24 protein-coding genes and 5 pseudogenes are annotated in these 21,087 nt (G+C 40.5%); all 29 read left to right on the top strand.

Translation table 11 applies throughout. From position 1 onward, the window contains the following. A partial coding sequence (locus L3081_RS24000) for a thiolase C-terminal domain-containing protein (protein WP_420839784.1) occupies positions 1–405 on the top strand: 405 nt, incomplete at its 5' end. 39 nt (positions 406–444) lie between these two features. Next, on the top strand, positions 445–708 hold the full coding sequence (locus L3081_RS23995; protein ID WP_242288862.1) for an acyl-CoA dehydrogenase family protein: 264 nt from the start codon (positions 445–447) through the stop codon (positions 706–708). A gap of 148 nt (positions 709–856) precedes the next feature. Then, a complete protein-coding gene (locus L3081_RS28770) occupies positions 857–931 on the top strand; it encodes a hypothetical protein (protein WP_242288893.1) in 75 nt (24 codons plus the stop codon). Next, positions 900–1,579, top strand: a pseudogene (locus L3081_RS28765) (acyl-CoA dehydrogenase family protein). Before L3081_RS28770 ends, L3081_RS28765 begins: the two are co-directional and overlap by 32 nt. A 70-nt stretch (positions 1,580–1,649) precedes the next feature. Then, on the top strand, positions 1,650–1,883 hold the full coding sequence (locus L3081_RS23980; protein ID WP_242288860.1) for an SDR family NAD(P)-dependent oxidoreductase: 234 nt from the start codon (positions 1,650–1,652) through the stop codon (positions 1,881–1,883). After that, positions 1,810–2,427, top strand: coding sequence for an SDR family NAD(P)-dependent oxidoreductase (locus L3081_RS23975; protein WP_242288858.1), 618 nt, complete (start codon positions 1,810–1,812; stop codon positions 2,425–2,427). Before L3081_RS23980 ends, L3081_RS23975 begins: the two co-directional genes overlap by 74 nt. Positions 2,428–2,530: 103 nt before the next feature. Next, the gene (locus tag L3081_RS23970; RefSeq protein ID WP_242288856.1) at positions 2,531–3,217 is read left to right on the top strand and encodes an enoyl-CoA hydratase/isomerase family protein; all 687 of its coding nucleotides are present in this window, start codon (positions 2,531–2,533) and stop codon (positions 3,215–3,217) included. 69 nt (positions 3,218–3,286) lie between these two features. After that, complete coding sequence (locus L3081_RS23965; protein WP_242288854.1) at positions 3,287–4,432, top strand: CaiB/BaiF CoA transferase family protein; 1,146 nt, start codon at positions 3,287–3,289, stop codon at positions 4,430–4,432. A gap of 159 nt (positions 4,433–4,591) precedes the next feature. Further along, a pseudogene (locus L3081_RS29285) lies at positions 4,592–5,334 on the top strand (aldehyde dehydrogenase family protein). Continuing rightward, positions 5,276–5,485 carry an aldehyde dehydrogenase family protein gene (locus tag L3081_RS23955; protein WP_242288851.1) on the top strand — a complete coding sequence of 70 codons (210 nt, stop codon included), beginning with the start codon at positions 5,276–5,278 and terminating at the stop codon, positions 5,483–5,485. The pseudogene L3081_RS29285 and the gene L3081_RS23955 overlap by 59 nt, the downstream one beginning before the upstream one ends. Positions 5,486–5,504: 19 nt before the next feature. Beyond that, positions 5,505–6,001 (top strand): annotated as a pseudogene (locus L3081_RS23945) (aldehyde dehydrogenase family protein). A 23-nt stretch (positions 6,002–6,024) separates the two neighbouring features. Further along, the gene (locus L3081_RS23940; protein ID WP_242288845.1) at positions 6,025–7,218 is read left to right on the top strand and encodes an iron-containing alcohol dehydrogenase; all 1,194 of its coding nucleotides are present in this window, start codon (positions 6,025–6,027) and stop codon (positions 7,216–7,218) included. Positions 7,219–7,242: 24 nt separating this feature from the next. Further along, a complete protein-coding gene (locus tag L3081_RS23935; protein WP_242288843.1) occupies positions 7,243–8,469 on the top strand; it encodes an AMP-binding protein in 1,227 nt (408 codons plus the stop codon). Between the two features lie 5 nt (positions 8,470–8,474). Further along, complete coding sequence (locus L3081_RS23930; protein WP_242288841.1) at positions 8,475–8,795, top strand: AMP-binding enzyme; 321 nt, start codon at positions 8,475–8,477, stop codon at positions 8,793–8,795. Positions 8,796–8,882: 87 nt separating this feature from the next. After that, positions 8,883–10,445 carry an arylsulfatase gene (locus L3081_RS23925; RefSeq protein ID WP_242288839.1) on the top strand — a complete coding sequence of 521 codons (1,563 nt, stop codon included), beginning with the start codon at positions 8,883–8,885 and terminating at the stop codon, positions 10,443–10,445. Positions 10,446–10,584: 139 nt separating this feature from the next. After that, positions 10,585–11,622, top strand: coding sequence for an MBL fold metallo-hydrolase (locus L3081_RS23920; RefSeq protein ID WP_242282662.1), 1,038 nt, complete (start codon positions 10,585–10,587; stop codon positions 11,620–11,622). A gap of 171 nt (positions 11,623–11,793) precedes the next feature. Next, positions 11,794–11,910, top strand: a pseudogene (locus tag L3081_RS29280) (hypothetical protein); the annotation flags it as partial. A gap of 200 nt (positions 11,911–12,110) precedes the next feature. Then, positions 12,111–14,024 (top strand): tetratricopeptide repeat protein, encoded by a 1,914-nt coding sequence (locus L3081_RS23915; protein ID WP_242288837.1) that lies wholly within the window; start codon positions 12,111–12,113, stop codon positions 14,022–14,024. A gap of 15 nt (positions 14,025–14,039) precedes the next feature. Then, positions 14,040–15,007: pseudogene (locus L3081_RS23910) on the top strand (AAA family ATPase). A gap of 12 nt (positions 15,008–15,019) precedes the next feature. Beyond that, positions 15,020–15,949, top strand: coding sequence for a DUF58 domain-containing protein (locus L3081_RS23905; RefSeq protein ID WP_242288835.1), 930 nt, complete (start codon positions 15,020–15,022; stop codon positions 15,947–15,949). Continuing rightward, on the top strand, positions 15,946–16,452 hold the full coding sequence (locus L3081_RS23900) for a DUF4381 domain-containing protein (RefSeq protein WP_242288833.1): 507 nt from the start codon (positions 15,946–15,948) through the stop codon (positions 16,450–16,452). The genes L3081_RS23905 and L3081_RS23900 overlap by 4 nt, the downstream gene beginning before the upstream one ends. Beyond that, positions 16,445–17,440 carry a VWA domain-containing protein gene (locus L3081_RS23895; RefSeq protein WP_242288832.1) on the top strand — a complete coding sequence of 332 codons (996 nt, stop codon included), beginning with the start codon at positions 16,445–16,447 and terminating at the stop codon, positions 17,438–17,440. The genes L3081_RS23900 and L3081_RS23895 overlap by 8 nt, the downstream gene beginning before the upstream one ends. Further along, positions 17,433–18,143: a VWA domain-containing protein gene (locus tag L3081_RS23890; RefSeq protein WP_242288829.1), complete on the top strand. Its 711-nt coding sequence runs from the start codon at positions 17,433–17,435 to the stop codon at positions 18,141–18,143. The genes L3081_RS23895 and L3081_RS23890 overlap by 8 nt, the downstream gene beginning before the upstream one ends. After that, positions 18,113–18,403, top strand: a complete 291-nt coding sequence (locus L3081_RS23885; protein WP_242288828.1) for a hypothetical protein — start codon at positions 18,113–18,115, stop codon at positions 18,401–18,403. Before L3081_RS23890 ends, L3081_RS23885 begins: the two co-directional genes overlap by 31 nt. Next, a complete protein-coding gene (locus tag L3081_RS23880) occupies positions 18,397–19,119 on the top strand; it encodes a hypothetical protein (protein ID WP_242288826.1) in 723 nt (240 codons plus the stop codon). The genes L3081_RS23885 and L3081_RS23880 overlap by 7 nt, the downstream gene beginning before the upstream one ends. Further along, positions 19,112–19,402, top strand: coding sequence for a hypothetical protein (locus L3081_RS23875; RefSeq protein ID WP_242288824.1), 291 nt, complete (start codon positions 19,112–19,114; stop codon positions 19,400–19,402). Before L3081_RS23880 ends, L3081_RS23875 begins: the two co-directional genes overlap by 8 nt. A gap of 5 nt (positions 19,403–19,407) precedes the next feature. Then, the gene (locus L3081_RS23870; RefSeq protein WP_242288822.1) at positions 19,408–19,590 is read left to right on the top strand and encodes a hypothetical protein; all 183 of its coding nucleotides are present in this window, start codon (positions 19,408–19,410) and stop codon (positions 19,588–19,590) included. A 125-nt stretch (positions 19,591–19,715) separates the two neighbouring features. Further along, positions 19,716–20,426 (top strand): hypothetical protein, encoded by a 711-nt coding sequence (locus tag L3081_RS23865; protein ID WP_242288821.1) that lies wholly within the window; start codon positions 19,716–19,718, stop codon positions 20,424–20,426. A 298-nt stretch (positions 20,427–20,724) separates the two neighbouring features. Continuing rightward, positions 20,725–20,961: a Clp protease/crotonase-like domain-containing protein gene (locus L3081_RS23860; RefSeq protein WP_242288820.1), complete on the top strand. Its 237-nt coding sequence runs from the start codon at positions 20,725–20,727 to the stop codon at positions 20,959–20,961. Positions 20,962–21,087 lie beyond the last annotated feature (126 nt).

Raw genomic sequence — 21,087 nt, 5'->3', positions numbered from 1 at the left:
CCTGAGTTACATTGCGCTCATTTATGTGCAATGGAAGCCTATGAGCAAGCAGGCGTTGGTCCTCAAGATATGGATGTCTCGGAAGTACACGATGCAACAGCTATGGGTGAAATACTGCATGCAGAAAATCTTGGACTAGTGCCTTTCGGTGAAGCAGGTCCGGCAACTGAGCGAGGTGACTTTAGCATTGGTGGACGTATACCAATCAACACGTCTGGTGGTCTTGAATCTAAGGGACATCCGTTAGGTGCTACCGGTTTAGGTCAACACGAGTTGGTCACTCAATTACGCGGTGAAGGCGGTGTCCGTCAAGTTGAAGGAGCAAGACACGCTGTTCATGAAAACAGTGGTGGTCTAGTTGGTATAGAAGAAGGTGCCGTAGCAGTCAATATACTCGCAAAATAAGTACGGAACTAAATAAAAAATAAAATTGAGGAGAAGACAGTGAGCTTTTTAATGACAGAAGAACAAAAAATGGCTACCGAAGGCCTGCGTAAATTTCTTAACAAAGAAATCAAGCCACAGCTTGAAGCACATGGTGAAGGTCATTTCAGCAAAGAACAGCTGCAAAAATTTGCACCAAAGTTTAGCCGAATTCGGTTTGGTTTGTGCGCCACACCTGAAGAGTTTGGCGGCCTAGGCATGGATTGGGTAACACATTTATTGTTATGGGAAGAAGTTGCTGTCGTTTCCTTAGGTGGCTATTGACCCTCATTAATGTAGTCGGTGCCGATTTGTTGATTAATAACGCTCCCGAACATATTCGTGATGAATATGTTCCTGGATTATTGAGTGGCGAAAAATTTATCGCCCGTTGATATATCTGAAACCAGATGTTGGCTCCGACGTTGCAACTGTGAAAACACGTGCGGTACGAGACGGCAATGATTGGGTACTTAATGGTGAGAAAACCTGGATTTCCAATGGGTGAACACATGGATCTATTCGTTTGTACCTGTAAAACAGGTGAAGGGGAATTGACCCATATAGCGATCCCTGCAGGAACACCGGGAATGGAGGTACGTGGCATTCCTAAAATGGCGCTCAACAGCCAGTCTACTTCGCAAATTTTTCTGGCAGATGTGCGTGTGCCTATCGCTAACACCGTGGGAAGTATTGGCGATGGTTTAAAAAACACACTGGTAACTTTTGAACGCGCTCGTTGTCATATGGCAGCGTGGGGTTACTCATTGGGTCGTCGAGCATTAGAAGAGTCAATTAAATATTCACAAGAGCGTACTCAACACGGTAAACAAATAGTGGACATCAATTAATTGCTGAAAAAATTGCCACTATGGCAACCCAAATCGATGCAGCAAGGCTATTAACATTGCGTGCCGGCGATATGATCGATAAAGGTATTCGTTGTGACGTAGAGTGTTCAATGGCCAAATGGTACGGCACGGAAATTGGTGTTAACACCACACGTCAAGCAGTGCAAATACATGGCGGTAACGGTGTTACTAAAGAGTTTGTTGTGGAACGTTTAGCTCGTGAAGCCATTATTGGCCCTATTCCTGATGGCACGACTAATTCAGAAGCTGATTGCACGTATGCTGACAGGGGTTCAAGCCTTTAGATAATTGATTAACATTAAAAAAGGCTAGAGTTTTACTCTTACTTTAACAAATATCGAAGAGAATATATAAATGAATTTACAAAATAAAGTTGTCGTGATCACAGGTGGTGCATCTGGTTTTGACCGTGCAACGGCAGAATATATGGTGACTGAAAAAGGTGCGAAAGTAGCTTTATTAGATTTAAACGCTGAAGCCGGTGCCGAAGTTATAACATTGCTCGGTGAAAATAATGCAATATTTTGTCAAACCGATGTCACCCGCCGAAAAAAGTATCGATGCAGCCGTTGCCGATATCGTGGCTAAATTTGATGCTATCCATGTAAACATTAACGCCGCAGGTGTGCCATTGCCATGTAAAATTTTGGATAAGGAAGGCAAAGCAAGCAGCCTTAAAAAATACGCCATGGTACTTAACGTAAACCTTAATGGCGTATTTAATGTCATGGCAAAATGTGCCGAGCAAATGGCGAAAAACGAACCCGATGAAAAAGGTGAGCGAGGTGTTGTTATCAACATTTCTTCTGGTGCTGCCTTTGAAGGTCAAATTGGCCAATCAGCTTATTCTAGTTCTAAAGCAGGAGTAAATGGCATGAATATACCCGCTGCTCGTGAATTAGGTAAGTATGGTATTCGCGTCAATTCTATCGCTCCAGGCCTATTTGGCACACCTATGATTAAATCACTAGACGAGAAAGTACAAGTCGCACTCACTGCTATGTGCCAAGCCCCACAACGTATGGGTGACATGGCAGAATTTGCCCACACATGTGCTTATCTTGCGGAAAATGCCTATGTAAATGGTCGTTGTTTACGTCTTGATGCTGCAACAGTCATGCAGGCACGCTAAGAGGAGAATAACATGTCAGAATTATTAGTAGAAACAAGAGGTCAATCAGGTTGGGTTAATACTTAATCGACCAAAGGCGTTTAACTCACTCACACGCACTATTTTGGACGATTTAGCAATCGCTTTAACCGATTTTGAACAAGACGATAACATTCGCGTTGTAGTACTCGCCGCCACCGACTGCCCTGCTTTTTGTGCAGGAGCTGATTTAAAGCAAGTACTTGAAAAAGCAGAGCCAGGTGAAAAAGATTTTTTAATGCAATGCCGTACTAGTTTTGGGGCCCTACGCAACTGCTCGAAACCCGTAATAGCCGCAATAAACGGCATGACCATGGTCGGCGGTTTAGAACTTACTATGTGTTGTGACATTGTCATTGCATCAAACAAGGCAACATTGGGTGACGCCCACTCAAATTTTGGTGTATTCCCCGGTCTTGGTGGCGCGGCAATATTGCCTAAATTAGTACCTGTCAACGTCGCTAAATATTTATTATTTACAGGCAAATCATTACCGGCAAGCGAAATGAAGCAATACGGACTGGTTAACGAAATTGTAGAGCATGAGCAACTGTACTCTCGTGTTCAAGAACTTTGTGACGACCTAGCAGAAAAAAGCCCATTAGTGCTGCAACGTATGAAAAAAATAGCGAATCAAGCGCAGGATCAAACTCGACAATCAGCGCTAGATTCTGAACTCCTCGAATTACGTGAACATTTCTTATCTGCTGACATTCAAGAAGGGTTAGCGGCATTTTCAGAAAAACGCAAACCTGTATTTATTGGTAATTAGTAGCAATGTTTAAGCTGAATTTAAAAAAAGTAAATTTCGGACTTTTAAAAAAATAATAGGTTAAAGATTATGAGTGCATTGCAAGGTATTAAAGTAATAGAAATAGCCGGCATAGGTCCAGGACCTATCGCTAGCATGATGCTAGCAGACTTGGGTGCTGAAGTGATTTTAATTGAACGTAAAACCGATAACCCAAATGCTGCCGGCCTTTTTAACTCAAACAAAACAGAGTTTTTTAAACGAGGAAAACAATCAATTGCTCTTGATTTAAAACAACCAGAAGCAATCCAACTAGTGTTATCACTCGTTGAACAAGCCGATATGTTTATTGAAGGTTTTCGTCCTGGCGTAATAGAGCGCTTAGGTTTGGGACCAGAAGTGTGTTTAGCACGTAATAAAAAAATGATCTATGGTCGAATGACTGGTTGGGGACAGCATGGCCCCTTAGCTCAAGCCGCAGGCCACGACATAAATTATGCCTCCATTTCTGGTGTATTAGCTTACAGCGGTTTTGCTAACGATAAACCATTCCCTCCTGCCACTATTATTGGTGATGTTGGCGGCGGTTCGTTGCATTTAGTCATGGGCATGCTAGCTGCCTATATTCATGTACTTAGCACCGGTGAAGGACAAGTGATAGACGCTGCAATTTGCGATGGCAATGTGTACATGCAGACTTTACTAACCAGTTTGTATGCCAATGGCTTAGTCGGAGAACAACGTGGCGGTGATTTTTTAACTGGTGCCTCTCCTTGGGCTAATACCTACCAATGTGCTGATGATAAATATATAACGGTTCAGGCTCTAGAGCCTAATTTTTACAAAGAATTTATTACGCTTGCCGGATTTGCTGACGATCTTAATTTTTCAATGCAATACGATAAATCATTATGGCCTTTAGCAATAACCAAATTAACGAAATACTTTAAATCTCAACCACAAGTGCATTGGAATAATATTTTTGAAGGTACTGATGCATGTTATGCCCCAGTAATGTCGCTCAAAGAAGCGGTTGAACATCCACATAATGTGGCTCGACATAATTTTGTCGTCGAGAATGATTTAATTCAACCTGCACCAAGACCGAAATTGAATAAGACGCCATCACAAGTAGGGAAAATACCAAAATTTGGTGAACATACAGAGCAGATTTTAGCTCAGTTGAACTTATCTGATGAACAATACGCTAAACTTAAGGCTATGGCGGTTGTTTAAATTACATACAAATATTAATTACTAAAACAGAGGTGGAAGCTATGTCTTTACAACAAGAACTCCATTATGGCCATTTTATCGATGGGCAAGATTATTTAGGGCATACGCCTGAATCAATTGACGTAATCAACCCAAAGAAATGGTGAAGTTTATGCAACCATGTCTATGGGGGACAAGGGTGATGTCGATGCTGCAGTAGCTGCAGCAAAGCGGGCATTTAATCAACCTTCATGGCGTGAAATGAGTAACAATGACCGTGGAGACTTGTTATTCAAATGTGGTCAGGTGATTGGGGCTCATGCTGAAGAGTTAATGTTTATCGAATCACGAGATTCTGGCGGTACCATCCGCCGTGCAGCCGGTATGGACATCCCTATTGTAATCGATTTAATCGGCTACTATGCTGATTTAATAAAAACGACTAATAATATAGTTGATTTACCCACTAAGCCTCTACCTGAAGCGGGTCACGCACAAGTTTGGCAAGAACCCATCGGTGTCTGTGCATTAATTACGCCTTGGAACTTTCCTATTTTTATTGCTGTAGCAAAAATAATACCACCCTTGCCGCAGGAAACACCGTTGTAATTAAACCTTCTGAATATACACCGGCAAGCACAACTCATTTGGTGCAACTACTGTCAGACGTTTTACCTAAAGGTGTTCTAAATGTAGTAAATGGTGACGGTGCTAGTGTAGGTGAAGCGCTTACTACTCACCCAGACGTTGGAAAAGTATCTTTTACTGGCTCTACCTGTGTTGGCAAACATATTCAAAAAATGGCTACTGAAAGTTGCAAACTTGTGGGTTTGGAGTTGGGTGGCAAAGGCCCAAAGAATAGTTATGAAAGATGCAGATCTCGACCTTGCAGCATATGGTATAACCTTTGGCGGCTTATTTAATTCAGGCCAAGCGTGTGAATCTGGTACACGCATTTTAGTTCACGAAGCCATTCATGATCAATTAATGGAAAAACTTGCAGCAGTATGTGACACCTTAGTGGTAGGTAACCCGTTAGATCCAAAGAACATCTTATGGCCCGATTGCCAATAAAAATCAATACGACCGCATCATGGGGTATATTGACGGAGCCAAGCAACAAGGTTTAACTTTTGTTTGTGGTGGTGAGCCGATTAAGCCCAAGGGATTTGAGGGGGGTATTATGTTCAACCAACCATAATCACAGATGTTAAAAATGATATGGACATTGCTCAGCAAGAAATATTTGGCCCAGTGCTTAGTGTAATTAAATTTAGTGATGAACAACAGGCGATTGAAATTGCCAATGAAACCTCATATGGCTTATCGGCAGGAGTATGGAGTGATGATTTAGTTCATGCTCAAAAAATTGCCAAGCAATTACAAGCAGGATCAATCTGGATAAACGACTGGCACATGCTGCGCTCAGATGCACCTTTTGGTGGTTACAAGAATAGTGGTATAGGTCGTGAATTTGGTATCGCCGGCTTACAAGCTTTTATGCAAACCAAGACGATTGGCGTATCACTTGAACGTGATCCACGTAATAAAATGATGTGGTCTTTACTACATACTTCACCGCAACAGTAATCATAAAATAAGAGAGACTCATCATGTCAACTTCAGGATATTTTACTTATAACATGCGTACCGTTGTTCATAGCGGTGCAGACAGTATCATCAAAGTGCCAAGTCTATTTCGCGGGTTAGGCGGAAAAAGAGTATTACTTGTTAGCGATGAAGGCTTGGAAAAAGGCGGATTAGTTAATCGAGTGAAAGACGTCTTTACTTTAAATAATGGGCCAGATATGCAATTAGTGGGAGTATATGCCAAAGTCACTCCCGACGCCGGCTCAGAATCAATCAACGACTTAGTTGCCTATGCTCGCTCTGTAGCCGCCGATAGTATTTTAGCATTAGGTGGGGGTAGTGTTTTAGATGCTGCTAAAGGGTTAAAATATTGCTTACACCATCACTTAACTGACATTTGTGATATTTTAAAATTAGGCCTAAAATTGGAAACTTGGCCAGAGGCAAAGCCGAGCATGATCCCGCACATTGCCATCCCAACCACTGCAGGTACAGGTGCTGAAGTAACAAACGGAGCGGTAATCCACAACCAAGTACTTAATATAAAGTCATTAGTACTAGCCCCCTATTTAGATGCTGACATGGCAGTACTAGATGCTAAGTTGACCCTTGGCTTACCTAAGTCAATTACCGTTGCCACTGCGTTTGATGCTTTAACTCATGCAATAGAAAGCATTGCATCACCAAAAGCGAACCTATTTTCAGATGCTCATGCCATAACAGCAGCAAAAGTCATAAATGAAAATATGCCCAAGGTGGCAAAAGAACCAACAAATGTCGATTGTCGGTCAAAGTTACTACAAGCAAGTACTATGGCTTGTAACGCAGTGGTTAACGCTTTCTCCGCATTTCCTGTACACAACTTTTCTCATGCCTTAGGTGCCACTTTTCATATACCACACGGTGATGCTAACGGAATAATGCTACCCGTTGTAATTGAAACGTCGGCGGATTTTTACCTACCTAATGCACAGCGAATGGCAGATGCTCTGTCACTTGATAGCAAAGGACTAAATGCAGAGCAAACACTCGCTAAAGTAGTAGCCCATATAAGAGGGATTCAACGAGCCTGTGACTTCGATGGCTCTTTAAAACGATTTGGTGTAACCGAAATTAATCTAAAGGAAGCTATTGCCAGTGTAAAACACGACGTACTCTATATTTTATATCCAGTACCTGAGCCTGTAATAGAAATGATCCTACGAAAAGCCCTATAAACTAGAAGTGGAGGAGTAATTACCATGAGATTTTCAGACTATTTTGATGCTGCAGCATCACGTTGTCCTAATAACCTTGTCTTAATTGATGACAACGACAGCTATACCTATAAAGAGGCTAAGCCTTATGTCCATAAAATTGCAAACACACTACGAACAAAATGTGGTTTACTAGTCGGGCAAAAAGTTGCAGTGTATAGCCCTAATAAAGCAAAAGCTTTTTTATCAGTATTAGGCACAAACAGGGCTGACTTAGTTTGGTTTCCAGTAAACGCCGGTAATGCCATAGAAACCAACATCGAACTATTTAATTTTTTTGAAATTGACTGCTTAATATTTGATAGCAGCTTAGATGAAAATGTGGCTAAAGTTCGTCAACAATGCCCGACAATCAAACACTTTATATGCCTTGATAGGAGCACTGAAGAATCAGCTTTTATGGACGACTTAGTTGTAGATGCTGCAGATGAGTACGTTTCAGAAAAAGTTGACCCTATGGCGATGGCTATTGTTATGGCTACAGGTGGAACTACCGGCCCTTCTAAAGGGGTTGTACATAACCATAAAAGCTTTGAATGTTTCATATCAAACATTATGCTGTCGTTACCCGTTGATGAAAATGACACAAACTTAGTTGTTGCTCCCATGACACACGCGGCAGGCATGTTTGGTTTGGGCTGTATTGCAGCCGGCGGTTGTTTACGCATGTTACCAGGCTTTATTCCAGACAGTGTAATAGAAGCGATTGATATTCATAAAATACAATCCATATTTTTACCGCCGCTGGCACTTTATGGGCTGTTAGCTCACCCTCGTATTAAAGACATTGATACTTCTTCTTTAAAGGCAATAGTCATAGGCGCATCCCCTGTCTCACCTGAGCGTTATTCAGAAGCAACAGCAGTGTTTGGGCCTGTAATGTACGAAGTATATGGCCAAACAGAAAATCTTTTCCCTGTTATTGTTAAAAGTCCAAAAGACTACATTAACGAAGACGGCAGTTTAAACATGGATGTATTGCGTTCAGCAGGCCGTGCAACTAAGCATGCCCATATAGAGATAATGGATCCACAAGGAAATATTTTACCTTCTGGTGAAAAAGGTGAAATTGTTGTTCGCTGTGGTTCAGTAATGAACTGCTATTACAATAACCCAGAAGCTACTGCAGAAGTTTCTAAATTTGGCGGCACCATACTACTGACGTTGGAATTAAAGACGAACGTGGTTTTATCACTATCGTTGATAGACTAAAAGACATGATTATATCAGGTGGTTTTAATGTTTATCCGGTCGAAATTGAAAATTTAATCAATGGTATTGACGAAGTGATGGTGTCAACGGTAATTGGTACTCCACATGAAAAATGGGGTGAGCAAATTACTGCAGTCATTGAATTAAAACCTGGCAAAACCATTGAACCGGAAAAAATAAAAGTGCTATGTAAAGAAACTTTAGGGAGCATAAAAGCACCTAAAGAAGTGATATTCTGGGATAAAATACCCTTATCTTCCGTTGGAAAAGTGCTTAAAAGAGAAGTGCGTGAAACATTTTGGAAGGATCAGGATCGTCAGGTTTAATCCAATTAAAATAAACGCATAATTTAATATGCCTGTAGCTCAGTACAATTAATTTGCTGAGCTTTTTACCCTAAATATGGAGACGCTATGGACATTTTACCTAAAAGCGTATTTAAATGCTGCTTATCAACAGCAATAATACTTACCTTCCTTATAACCTCATCTGTTTATGGCGCCGACAAACCAAATATATTGGTACTATGGGGTGATGATATCGGCATGTCTAATGTCAGTGCCTATAGTCACGGCATGATGGGTTATAAAACACCTAACATTGACCGAATAGCAAAAGAAGGCGGCATGTTCACCGACTATTATGGTGAAAATTCATGTACTGCCGGGCGCTCAGCTTTTATTACCGGTCAACATCCCGTGCGTACAGGCTTGACCAAAGTTGGCTTACCAGGTGTAGATAAAGGTCTTCGAAAAGAGGATCCTACCATTGCCGAGCTCCTTAAACCACTGGGCTATATGACGGGTCAATTTGGTAAAAATCATTTAGGCGATAAAGATGAGTTTTTGCCAACAGAGCATGGCTTCGACGAATTTTTCGGTAATCTTTATCATTTAAATGCAGAGGAAGAACCAGAACTTGCTGATTATCCCAAAAACCCACAAGTTAAGAAGTTATTTGGCCCCCGAGGTGTTATCCATTCATATGCCGATGGAAAAATTGAAGATACAGGCCCTCTAACTAAAAAACGTATGGAAACAGTTGACGACGAAATAACGGCAGCTGCGATTAAGTTTATGGACAAAGCCGTTAAACAAGACAAACCCTTTTTTGTCTGGTGGACGGCAACCCGTATGCATGTTTGGACTCACTTGAAAGAAGAAAGTCAGGGGTTATCAAAACGAGGTGGGCTATATGGCGATGGTTTGTTAGAGCACGATGGTCACGTTGGTCAATTACTTGACTTCTTAGATGAGAAAAAAATAGCCGGTAATACCATTGTTTTATACTCAACTGATAATGGCGCAGAAATGTTTACTTGGCCTGACGGTGGTATGATCCCCTTTCGTGGTGAGAAAAACACCACATGGGAAGGAGGCTTTCGAGTTCCTTCAATGGTTCGTTGGCCTAGTACGGTTAAGCCAGGCTCTATATTTAATGAATTAGCCGCTCACAACGATTGGCTTCCTACATTGCTTGCTGCTGCCGGCGAGCCTAACATTAAAAATAAGTTGCTAGATGGCCATCAGATTAACGGTACCAAATTTAATGTTCATTTAGATGGTTTTGACTTAACTGAATACCTGTCTGGAAAATCAGTTACCTCACCTAGAGAGAACTTTTTCTACTTTACTGATGACGGAGAATATTCAGCGATACGCATGGGTGATTGGAAAGTCATGTACTCAATACAAGAAGCCACTGGCGTCGACGTATGGCATAAACCATATACTCAACTCCGATTACCACTTATTTTTAATTTGCGTCAAGATCCTTTCGAACGTGCACAACTTGAAGCAGGTGCCTATAGTCGATGGATGTTTGAGCGTTTACCTTATCTGTATCAATCAATATTGGTCTCTCAGCAATTCTTAAAAACGTTTATTAAGTACCCTCCCCGACAAGATCCGGCCAGTTTTAATGTTGAGGCTATAACTGAAAAGGTAATGAAATTAAAACCTCGTCAATATGACTAAAATGTAAAATTACAAAATAAACCTACTATTGAGTATTCTAAATCAATAGTGGGCGCAGTCCAATGCGCCAACGCTAAACGCGACGGTATAGCATTTATATTGAAACGAATAACAAAGCCCTTTATGGCAGGATCATAAGATGACAGATATCACTTACCCTTTTTCTAAACAGCCTGAATTCAATGTGATACAGGAAATATCACCTCGTATTTATTGGCTGCGTCTGGCAATGCCCTTCAGTTTAGATCACATCAATTTATGGCTTATCGAAGAAGATAGCGATTGGACATTAATTGATACAGGACCAAACACTCCATCATCAAAAAACAGTTGGTTGGAAATAATTTCGAGCCAACTAAAGAACAAACCTATTGGTCGGGTTATTTGCACCCATGCTCACCCCGATCATATCGGTCTTGTCGGTCGGATATCTAAGCAGCAAAGCGCGCAATTACTGATGTCAAAAGGTGAATTTGAATTTTATCATCAATTATTTGCCAAAAAGGTACAAGCACCGTTTAGCCAAATAGAGCAATTTTATCAACTCGGCGGCGCAGGTGATAAAGAAGCTCAACGTTATTTAAAGCATATTAAAATTTTCAGCGACCTTATTTACCCAGTACCAAGTATTTATCAGCAATTGAAGCATGAAGACTGCGTTACATTGGGAAAATATTTGTGGCAAGTGCATGTAGGTACCGGTCATTCTCCAGAGCATATCTGTTTATTCTGTGAAAAATTAAACCTATTTATTTCCGGCGATCAATTACTTCCCACTATCTCATCAAATGTAAGCGTTTGGCCAACAAGGCCAGATGTCAATCCAATGGCTGATTTTTTATCTTCCTGTCATTATCTTAATAAAACAATTAATAACAAAACCTTAGTGCTGCCTTCTCATGGACTCCCTTTTAACGGTGGAAATGTTCGCTTGAATAAGTTGATTGAAGAGATGGAAAAAAACATCAATAACTTATATGATTTTTGTCAACAACCAAGAACCGTTACAGACGTTTTACCTATACTCTTTAAAGGTAAGTTAAATGACAGCAATTTGATGTTTGCTTATGGAGAAGCTTTGGCAAGTCTTAATTATTTATGTGCTCAAGGTAAAGTAGAAGTGATTCAGGGAACAAATAATATTCATTTTTACCAAAAAAATAATATTCAATGCTGATAATAAATTTATTTTATTCATTCCTAATTGAGCGAAAAATAGTTTTGTCGATTTGGGTTTATACTTTACTAAAGGGTTCACAATTAGAATCAAGGTACACATTTGATTGAATTACCATTTAATACAATAAAATACCGAACCTTGGGATTCTGGACTGTTCATATTATTTGCATGCTTGTATGTATCTCAGCAACGAATGCAACGTCAATGAGCAGTTTAAATAACTACCTTGGCTCTGAGCAATGTCAAAGCTGCCATGAAAAACAATTCCAAGCTTGGCAAGGCTCGCATCATGATATGGCGATGCGGCACGCAAAACCAGACGCAGTACTAGCTGATTTTAACAATGCTGAACTAGAATTCAACAGCAAACAAAATAGTTTCTTCAAAAAAGACGAACAATATTGGGTCAATATTGAAGGGCCGGACGGTCAGTTTCACGACTACCAAATAAAATATACTTTTGGCTACCGCCATTACAGCAATACATGGTTGAATTTGATGACGGACGTGTTCAGCTTATTCCTTTTGCTTGGGATTCTCGTGCTAAGGCTGATGGCGGCCAACGATGGTTTCACCTATATCCACAGTTCACCCAAAAGCATCAGGAATTTTTTTGGACCAATACTGGACAGAATTGGAATTATATGTGTGCCTATTGTCATTCTACTAATGTCAAAAAGAATTTTGATCTTAAATCGAATAGCTATAACACTACATTTAGTGAAGTAAATGTAGGTTGTGAGTCTTGTCACGGGCCCGCGAGCAACCATATCAATTGGCTTAAAAAACCGGATAACACAATAAAATTTTCCGGCTTTGAGCGAGACTTAACTAAGTCAGTCACTAACTGGGTAAGCAAGCCTGATCGAACCACCCTGACTCCGGAAAAAATCAAGCATAGTCAACAAACACTTACGTGTGCCCAGTGCCATAGCCGACATACACAAATCAGTGATGAAGATCCTGTTAAAAGCAATGAGTTTGGCGATCGTTATATGCTCAGTTTACTGACTCCACAACTTTATTACCCAGATGGCCAAATATACGATGAAAACTTTGTCTATGGCTCATTTTTACAAAGTGAAATGCATAAAAATGGCGTGGTATGCAGTAATTGTCATGATCCGCATTCGGCAAAATTAACCCTGCCAAAAGAGCAGGTTTGCTTGCAATGTCATCAAGCAGAAACATACCAGAATTCAGAGCATCATCACCATCAGGAAAACTCTCCCGGTGCACAATGTATCAATTGTCATATGCCCGAAACCATTTTTATGCAGATAGACGGGCGTCGGGATCATCGCCGGCATATTCCTCGCCCTGCCCAGTCTCAACAGTTAGGTAGTCCGGATGTTTGTTTGAGTTGCCATCAAGACAAAAACAGTCAGTGGAGTGAAAAAATAACCAAGCAGTGGCATCCACAAACTGAAGAGTCCAATGTCAAACCCTTTGCCCCAGTGTTTGCTGCTATCGAACAAGGCTATAGCCAAGCATCAACCGCTTTATCTCAAATAGCGCAAAGTAATGATTATGCGCCAATCGTTCGGGCATCAGCGCTGCTACGCATGAACACATTATTAGACACCAACAGCTTGATTGCCATTGCTCGGGCGGTAAAAAGTGCCAACACCAATATTCGATTGGGTGCTATAAATGGTGCAGAAAATATTGCAGGCGCCGAGCGATGGCGCATCATATCCCCTTTGTTAGTAGATAAAGCGCTTGTAGTCAGAACCGAAGCTACTCGCGTGTTAATGCCGTTATGGCAACGATTGTCGCTTAAGCAGAAACAAACATTACAGCCTGCCCTCGATGAATATTTGGAGGTGCAGGCCTTTAATGAAGATCGAGGCTTTTCACATAATAATAAAGCTTACGTATTCATGAGTCAGGGAAAATTAGATTACGCAGAAACTGCCTTTAAAGAAGGTATTCGCATAGAGCCTTTTTTTGCAAATACGTACCTGAACTTGTCCGAGTTATATCGCCGACAGCAAAAAGAAACGGCGGCTATTTCTGAATTAAAGCAAGGGCTAAAGGCAATACCAGATAACGGCCAACTGCACTATAACTTAGCATTAGCCTATATCAGGGCAAAACAAACCGATAAAGCCATTGAATTTTTCAAACGGGCCACAGAAGCCTCACCCGAAAATGCAAACTTTCATTATGTTTACGGCTTAAGTTTAGAAAAAATACAGCCCGAAAAAGCCCAACTTGCTATTGATAAAGCCTTTCAAATAAGCGATAGCCCGCAATACTTGTACACTTTATGTGAAATGCAAATTAAGCAGAAATCATTCAAAGCAAAACAATGTCTGCAAAAATTACGACAAATTGCACCAGAAAATATTATTAAACAGCCGGAGCAACAACTTAATAATAAGAATAAAAATTAAGCCAAAGGATAACTTATGAGTCCGAGTTATGAACAGATAATAATACTAAAAGAGCAGCTGCAAACATCCGTTATTGGTCAGGACCATGTTGTTGACTCTCTGATTTTAGCACTATTAACCAATGGTAATGTGTTGCTTGAAGGGCTACCTGGTACCGCCAAAACACGCTCGATAAAAGCGCCGCTCAAATGTTGTCTGTTAAACTAGGCCGAATACAATTTACCCCAGACTTATTACCTTCTGACGTTACCGGAACCGAAGTTTACCAAGAAGTAGACGGCAAGCCTGTATTAACATTTCAGCCTGGCCCGATATTTAACAATTTAGTATTGGCTGACGAGGTTAATCGCTCCCCTGCCAAGGTACAAGCTGCCTTGCTCGAAGCCATGGAAGAGAGGCAAATTACGGTTGCCGGCAAAACCCATCAATTACCAGAGCTTTTTATGGTCTTGGCAACACAAAACCCGATTGAACAAGAAGGTACCTATCCACTGCCTGAAGCACAGATTGATCGCTTTATCATGAAAATCAATCTAACCTATCCAGATGATGTCTCGGAAGCTGAAATTATTAAGCCGGCCAGAAGCGAAGAAATTTCTTCAAATCAGCCCGTTGTATCCATCGATCCTAAGCATATTTTTACTGCCAGAAATGAAGTAAATGCGCTTTATATGAGTGATGCCATCATTGACTATATTGTTGCTATTGTCATGGCCACTCGCCACCCGGAACGTTATCCAAACTCTCACTTATCTCTTTGGATTAATACAGGCTCAAGTCCCCGAGCCGGCATTGCCTTAGACAAATGCGCCCGTGCCCATGCCTGGTTAAACAATAAAGACTATGTCGACCCAGATGATGTTCGCAGTATTGTCCATGAGGTGTTACGCCATAGATTAATGCTAAGTTATGATGCTATGGCCGATGGCATCACCGCAGATCAAGTCATTGATGAAATACTTCATCAGGTAGCGGTGGCCTAAAAGAGGCAATTTATGACTGACAAAACCCATAACATTTACGCTGATATAGCAGCATTAACACGTTTACAATATCAGGCTAAAGAGTTTAGTTTTAAGCCTAAACAGCCTGTAAACAGTGTGCTGTCCGGCAAACAAATATCTAAACTGCGTGGACGAGGCCTTAACTTTGAAGAACTGCGACACTACCGCCCAGGTGATGATATTCGGAGTATGGACTGGAAAGTTACCCGTCGTACCGGTAAACCCCATGTAAAAGTATATACCGAAGAGCGCGAGCGCAATGTATATCTGGCCATAGATCAAAGAGCAAGTATGTTCTTTGGTAGTAGCAAAAAAATGAAATCCGTTGTAGGGGCAGAAGTAGCAGCGCTGATCGCTTGGCGAGTAATTGCAACGGGTGATCGTGTTGGCGCACTGGTTTTTAATGATCATAATCTAAAAGTCATAAACGCCAAGCGTAGCAAACAGCACGTTGTGAGTTTACTTAATGAAGTCATTAAACAAAATCACCGGCTAAAAAGTGGTCATGTTGAACAAAACCCGAGTACATCATTTAATAGCATGTTAGCTAAACTAGGCAATATTTGCCGGCATGATGCCTTAATCATCTATGTTGGTGATGGCAATGGTCGGAATGATAAATCAACGGATTTACTGAAGCATTTACGACAACATAATGAAATAATAGCGGTCAAAGTATTTGATCCGCTAGAGCGAAAACTCCCTGAAATGTCTCAAATGTTAGTGAGTGACGGGCGCTATCAAATTCAATTTTCTTCCGACAATAGCAAAACACAAACTGAGTATGAGTTAAATTTAGCAGCACAGCTCAGCGAATATACCAAAGCAGCTAATAAGCTTCGTATCCCCTTATTAGCAATTGATACAATTTCTCCCGCCGCGCAACAGTTACGTAAAGCTATGGGTCAGGCGAACCGATGATGGCTTTTCAATCCACTTGGGGGAATTATCTGCTCAAAGCGTTTGTTGAAACAACCGCACCACCTGCTATTAGTTGGTGGCCGCAAACCATTGGTTGGAAATTTTTACTCCTAGGTTTATTTTTGTTTACCATTAAAAAAATGTATGGGCTGTGGCAAGCTTATCAACGTAATGCCTACCGAAGAGAAGCATTAGTTTGGATAAACGCATTACCGACTTTTTACGACCTCGAACAGCAAGCTATTTACCGACAATTACCCGCATTATTACGTAAAACCGCACTGGTGGCATTTGACCGTAGCCAGATTTGTCAATTACAAAGTGACGAATGGGACGCTTGGCTAGATCAACATTGTCAAAGCACAGCATTCACCAAGCGGTGTGCCAGACAACTACATTTATTATCTTTTGCACCTGCATCTCAGATCAGCCCACAACAAATTCAAACTCTACTCAATGAAATCAGGTTATGGATAAAGTTCCACAGGAGGCCAAATGATTGAGTTTGTTCATCCCTGGTGCTTTATTTTGCTTTTTGCCCCTGTATTGGTCAGGTGGTCGGCTCCACCCTATAAGGAAAACAAGAGCGCCCTTCAGGTGCCTTATTTTACCCGTTTAGTGGCGGTTACTGGGGAAAAGCCTGAAAGCGGCGCTGTCATTATGAACAGAAAAGTCATTCAACGGGTTTTGCTGATATTTTCCTGGCTATGCTTAGTCACGGCAATGGCCAAGCCAGAAAAAATAGGTGAGCCGATTATCCAACAAAAATCTGCGAGAGATTTAATGATCGCAGTTGATTTATCTGGTTCGATGGCTGCTGAAGACTTCACCAATTTAAAAGGTGAAAAACTTGATCGTTTAACCTCCGTTAAACTAATATTAACTGATTTTGTTAAAGCACGTAAGCACGACCGCTTGGGCTTGATATTATTTGGCGATGCTCCCTATATACAGGCCCCTTTTACCGACGACCTGACAACTTGGTTAACACTTCTTAACGAGTCAAGCATAGGCATGGCCGGACAAAGTACCGCTATAGGTGATGCTATTGGGCTTGCCATTAGTGCATTTAACAAGGCTAAAACCAAGAACAAAGTACTTATTTTATTGACCGACGGCAATGATACCGGCTCTAAAGTTCCACCCATTGAAGCCGCTATTATTGCTGCAGCATCAAAGATAAAAATCTACACCATTGCCATTGGCGATCCTCAAACATTGGGTGAAGAAAAGGTTAATGAAGAAGCACTTAAGAAAATTTCAAAAATAACAGCAGGCGCTTATTTTCAGGCCATGAACCGTAAAGAATTGCATAAAATTTACCAACAAATAAATGCTCTAGAGCCACAACAATTCGACATTCAGTCTTTTCGCCCCAGAACAAGTATCCATCATTTCTCGGTGATCCTACTTACTGTGCTCTATGTGAGTATTTTATTGGTGGTTGTTTTTCGTTTCAGATTCAAATCAAGAGCGAAATACCATGTCTGATTTAATGATGTTACAGAGTTTTCACTTTCTGCGCCCCTATTGGCTATTGCTCATTTTTCCACTGTTGGTGATCATAAAATCTTTTTATCAAAGAAATAACAACTTAAGGGTTTGGCGAAAAGTAATGTCAGCCGAAATATTGCAGCACCTTACGGTCAATGCAGGTAAAAACAATAAACTCACACCAAAAAATGTCACGGTGATTTTTGTATTGTTAGCCTGCATAGTTGCAGCCGGACCTAGCCGGAAACAACAGCCATCGCCTTTTTCCGAAGATAAATCACCACTGATTATCGCCCTTGATGTCTCAGAATCTATGAATCAGAGCGATATTCAGCCTTCGCGCCTGTTAAGGGCAAAGCAAAAAATCATTGAGTTACTTGCACTTAGGGGGGATGCAAACACAGCACTTATTGCCTATGCAGGATCGGCTCATACGGTAATACCAATAACAAGTGACAGTGACATGATCCGCCACTTCCTAAATCCGTTAAATAACAAGTTGATGCCAAAATCAGGTAAATTACCCCAAGCCACTCTCCCGTTAGCACAAGCGTTATTACAAACAACACAAGTGCCGGGTACTTTGCTTATTCTGGGAGATGGAGCAACACCTGAAACAGCAAGGCAATTTAATCGTTTTTTTAAAAACCACCCGCACCAACTGATTGTTTGGGCGATAGGAAAGCCACCTCTGCAATAGTCAATATCGATGAGACATCGTTAATTATCCCGCTACAATTATCACAATTAGAAACTCTGGCAGACAGTAGTAATGGCCAACTGGTATTAATGAGTCATGACAAACAAGATGTCGTACAAGTAAGTAAATATTTAGACAATAAATTGGGCATTGTTGATGATGAAAGCCTGCCACGGTATGACTCAGGTTATCCATTAGTTTTTATAATGGCCGCATGCTTTCTGTTGTGGTTTCGCCGTGGTCGGACCTTGCAATGGTAATTAGAGCCATGAAGAAATCAATCAATATATTTTGGCAATTTTACCGCGCCAGAAAACTTCAGCTCAATGTTATTTTACTTGTGCTAGTCATGCTCTTTAGCTATGTAAAACCGCAGGTCATGGCGGATTTGTGGCTAACACGAAACCAACAAGGGCAAATGTTATTCAACTTTGATTATTATCGTCAGGCTGCGAGTACTTTTAACGAACCTTTTTGGCAGGCTTATAGTTATTATGCCGCAGAAGATTTTGATCAGGCGGCCAGTATTTATAATCAGTTTGATCGCCTTAAAATCAAATTTTTTCGCGCAAATGCAATGGCTCACGCTCGCCATTATGTTAACGCAAGAGAAGTTTATCAAGCCATATTAATAGAAAATGAAAATCACCATGGAGCACAAAAAAACCTGAAAATTGTTCAGGCAATTATTAACGAAATAAACTTAACTTCGCAAAATCAGGCAGAAGAGTTAGGAGAATCGAGTGAAGCTTTGGGGGATGAACCACAAACTGCTGATGGTGCAGAAAGAAAAGACATCATTCCTCAAAAAAGGCCCCAGTTAACAGCTGAACAAATCTTACAAGACTCTAAATTAAATGAACTGTGGTTACGTCAGGTACAGAAAAACCCGTCTCGCTTTCTTTCTTATAAATTTCAAAAGCAACTTGAACAACAAGCATCGGCTATAAAACAAGATGATAACAACAATGAATAAGCCGTTTAGTTCTATTTCATTATATTGTTTTATCATTGCATGTTTTGTGGTGTTCCCCTTAAAGGCGACTTCAATTACAGAGCTATTAGCCAATGAGCAGTTCAATATATCGATACGCTTACAAACACCTAATAACATTCTTGTTAAACAAGCCGTGGTTTTGGAAATAGAAACATCAACTCAGCACTGGTTTGCCAAAGGCACTCAGTTGGACAACCCACAAATAGCGAACACGGTCATACTCCCCGGAATCAATTCGCGATTAACAGCACTAAAAGAGTAAAAGGCATGACTTGGGCTAGTCAAATAAGAGAGCTGACCCTATACCCGCTTAAAGAGGGAAAATATCAAATACCGTCCATCGGTGTATTTGTTTCAATAAAAATTGGCGCATCAAATGTTGTTGAAGGTAAAGTTTATACTCCACCGTTAAGCTTCACCGCCAAATTGCCGCTGAACTTACACAAATAGACAGCTATACGGTCAGCTCCGATTTTAAAATAAGCATCAAAGATGGGATTATCGAAGATCGAACATACAATATTGGTGACGCCGTCACTCAGGTTATCACCTTCAGCGGGGATGATGTTCCGGCAATGATGTTACCCGCCTACACCAAGCCGGAGCTCAATGGTGTGAGTACTTATCATAACCCCTTACAGCTGCAAGACAGAATATCCAGAGGGTCACTTAAGGGGGAACGTACAGAATCCTTCACTTATTTTTTTGAGCAGGCCGGTGAATATTATATTCCCGAGCAAAGCTTTTACTGGTGGAACCTAACCACTAACACACTTTCAAGTACACGAGTACCAAGTCAACATTGGATAGTAACAGAAATAAAAGAACAAGGTAGTCATCTGGCTGATGAAAATCAGTGGAGCAAAACAAAGCTTCTTTCAATTATTGCTCTAAGTGCTTTATTTTTACTCTGCTTGTTTTTCCTTTTATACATAAAAAATTCAGTCAAGTTTAAAGCCATTAAAAACTCACATACAAACAAGAATTATAAAACCTATTACCAAGCTTACATTAAGGCAATAAAACAAAAGCAATACCGACTAGCCTGCACGTATTTGTATAAAATTTATGATATTAACGCCAACCAATATCAAACATTACGCCATTGCTTTAACCAACAGGTGAAAAAACAAAATCTATTGGAAAAATTGCTGCAACTTGCTTACCAAAACAGCCAAAACGATAGTGTTTTCACACTCGATGACGCTAAATCTTTGCTGCCAAGTAAAGGCAGTAAAACAATTCATTTAAAAAAAGATATTAAAAAAATAAGGCTTAATACTTAATATAACGTAGCAGGGCATCACTCTTGTCGGTCTGCTTTAATTAAACAGGACAATTTAATAATGGAATATACCCAATTAGTGAGGTGCAAAAAGACATAATACTTGGTGCTTTGTTGACTATTGAAGAGCACCAAATAATACGACTTACGAGCTTACATGAGTTAATGAAAACCACGTCGGCGTTGACGGGTAGTTAACAGTTTTTAGTGAGTGCAACATTACTTGCTTGGAACAGGTTAATATCAAATAAACGTTGGCATCCCATAAATTAATAAAATTACAACGAGAACTTTTACTAATGACAACAATGAACCTAACCTTCGATGAAGGTATTCATATATTAAACTTAACGAATGGTGATAATGATAACACGTTAACTTTAGATGTTTTGCAGGAGTACAATACTGTACTTGACCAAGTTGAGGCGTTTGAGGGTAATACAGCATTTTTGATTACCAGTGATCATGTTAAAACGTTTAGTGCAGGGGTTAACCTTGAATGGTTTAATGAACAAGATCAAGCAACTAGGGGTTAATTCCACATAGCACTGGTTTGTATTCAAGAAACCCTACACCCCCTAAGTTACAATGCCTACAGCGCTTTCGTGCTCATAATTTCTTTAACTAAAACCCACTTAACTCATTGAACAATAATAATATTA

The sequence above is a fragment of the Colwellia maritima genome (assembly GCF_022669015.1).
Lineage (GTDB): Bacteria > Pseudomonadota > Gammaproteobacteria > Enterobacterales > Alteromonadaceae > Colwellia > Colwellia maritima.
The sequence above is the reverse complement of the archived record's forward strand: the minus strand, read 5'-3'. Positions and strand labels throughout refer to the sequence as shown.

What these genes read in the sequence shown, in the direction of transcription:
- L3081_RS23920 (WP_242282662.1), top strand. Translation starts at nt 10,585, where the DNA reads ATGACAGATATCACTTACCCTTTTTCTAAACAGCCTGAATTCAATGTG.
- L3081_RS23905 (WP_242288835.1), top strand. Translation starts at nt 15,020, where the DNA reads ATGACTGACAAAACCCATAACATTTACGCTGATATAGCAGCATTAACA.
- L3081_RS23915 (WP_242288837.1), top strand. Translation starts at nt 12,111, where the DNA reads ATGGTTGAATTTGATGACGGACGTGTTCAGCTTATTCCTTTTGCTTGG.
- L3081_RS23880 (WP_242288826.1), top strand. Translation starts at nt 18,397, where the DNA reads ATGGTAATTAGAGCCATGAAGAAATCAATCAATATATTTTGGCAATTT.
- L3081_RS23865 (WP_242288821.1), top strand. Translation starts at nt 19,716, where the DNA reads ATGATGTTACCCGCCTACACCAAGCCGGAGCTCAATGGTGTGAGTACT.
- L3081_RS23895 (WP_242288832.1), top strand. Translation starts at nt 16,445, where the DNA reads ATGATTGAGTTTGTTCATCCCTGGTGCTTTATTTTGCTTTTTGCCCCT.
- L3081_RS23890 (WP_242288829.1), top strand. Translation starts at nt 17,433, where the DNA reads ATGTCTGATTTAATGATGTTACAGAGTTTTCACTTTCTGCGCCCCTAT.
- L3081_RS23975 (WP_242288858.1), top strand. Translation starts at nt 1,810, where the DNA reads ATGCAATATTTTGTCAAACCGATGTCACCCGCCGAAAAAAGTATCGAT.
- L3081_RS23965 (WP_242288854.1), top strand. Translation starts at nt 3,287, where the DNA reads ATGAGTGCATTGCAAGGTATTAAAGTAATAGAAATAGCCGGCATAGGT.
- L3081_RS23940 (WP_242288845.1), top strand. Translation starts at nt 6,025, where the DNA reads ATGTCAACTTCAGGATATTTTACTTATAACATGCGTACCGTTGTTCAT.
- L3081_RS23955 (WP_242288851.1), top strand. Translation starts at nt 5,276, where the DNA reads ATGAAAGATGCAGATCTCGACCTTGCAGCATATGGTATAACCTTTGGC.
- L3081_RS23935 (WP_242288843.1), top strand. Translation starts at nt 7,243, where the DNA reads ATGAGATTTTCAGACTATTTTGATGCTGCAGCATCACGTTGTCCTAAT.
- L3081_RS23930 (WP_242288841.1), top strand. Translation starts at nt 8,475, where the DNA reads ATGATTATATCAGGTGGTTTTAATGTTTATCCGGTCGAAATTGAAAAT.
- L3081_RS23900 (WP_242288833.1), top strand. Translation starts at nt 15,946, where the DNA reads ATGATGGCTTTTCAATCCACTTGGGGGAATTATCTGCTCAAAGCGTTT.
- L3081_RS23860 (WP_242288820.1), top strand. Translation starts at nt 20,725, where the DNA reads ATGACAACAATGAACCTAACCTTCGATGAAGGTATTCATATATTAAAC.
- L3081_RS23925 (WP_242288839.1), top strand. Translation starts at nt 8,883, where the DNA reads ATGGACATTTTACCTAAAAGCGTATTTAAATGCTGCTTATCAACAGCA.
- L3081_RS23875 (WP_242288824.1), top strand. Translation starts at nt 19,112, where the DNA reads ATGAATAAGCCGTTTAGTTCTATTTCATTATATTGTTTTATCATTGCA.
- L3081_RS23870 (WP_242288822.1), top strand. Translation starts at nt 19,408, where the DNA reads ATGACTTGGGCTAGTCAAATAAGAGAGCTGACCCTATACCCGCTTAAA.
- L3081_RS23980 (WP_242288860.1), top strand. Translation starts at nt 1,650, where the DNA reads ATGAATTTACAAAATAAAGTTGTCGTGATCACAGGTGGTGCATCTGGT.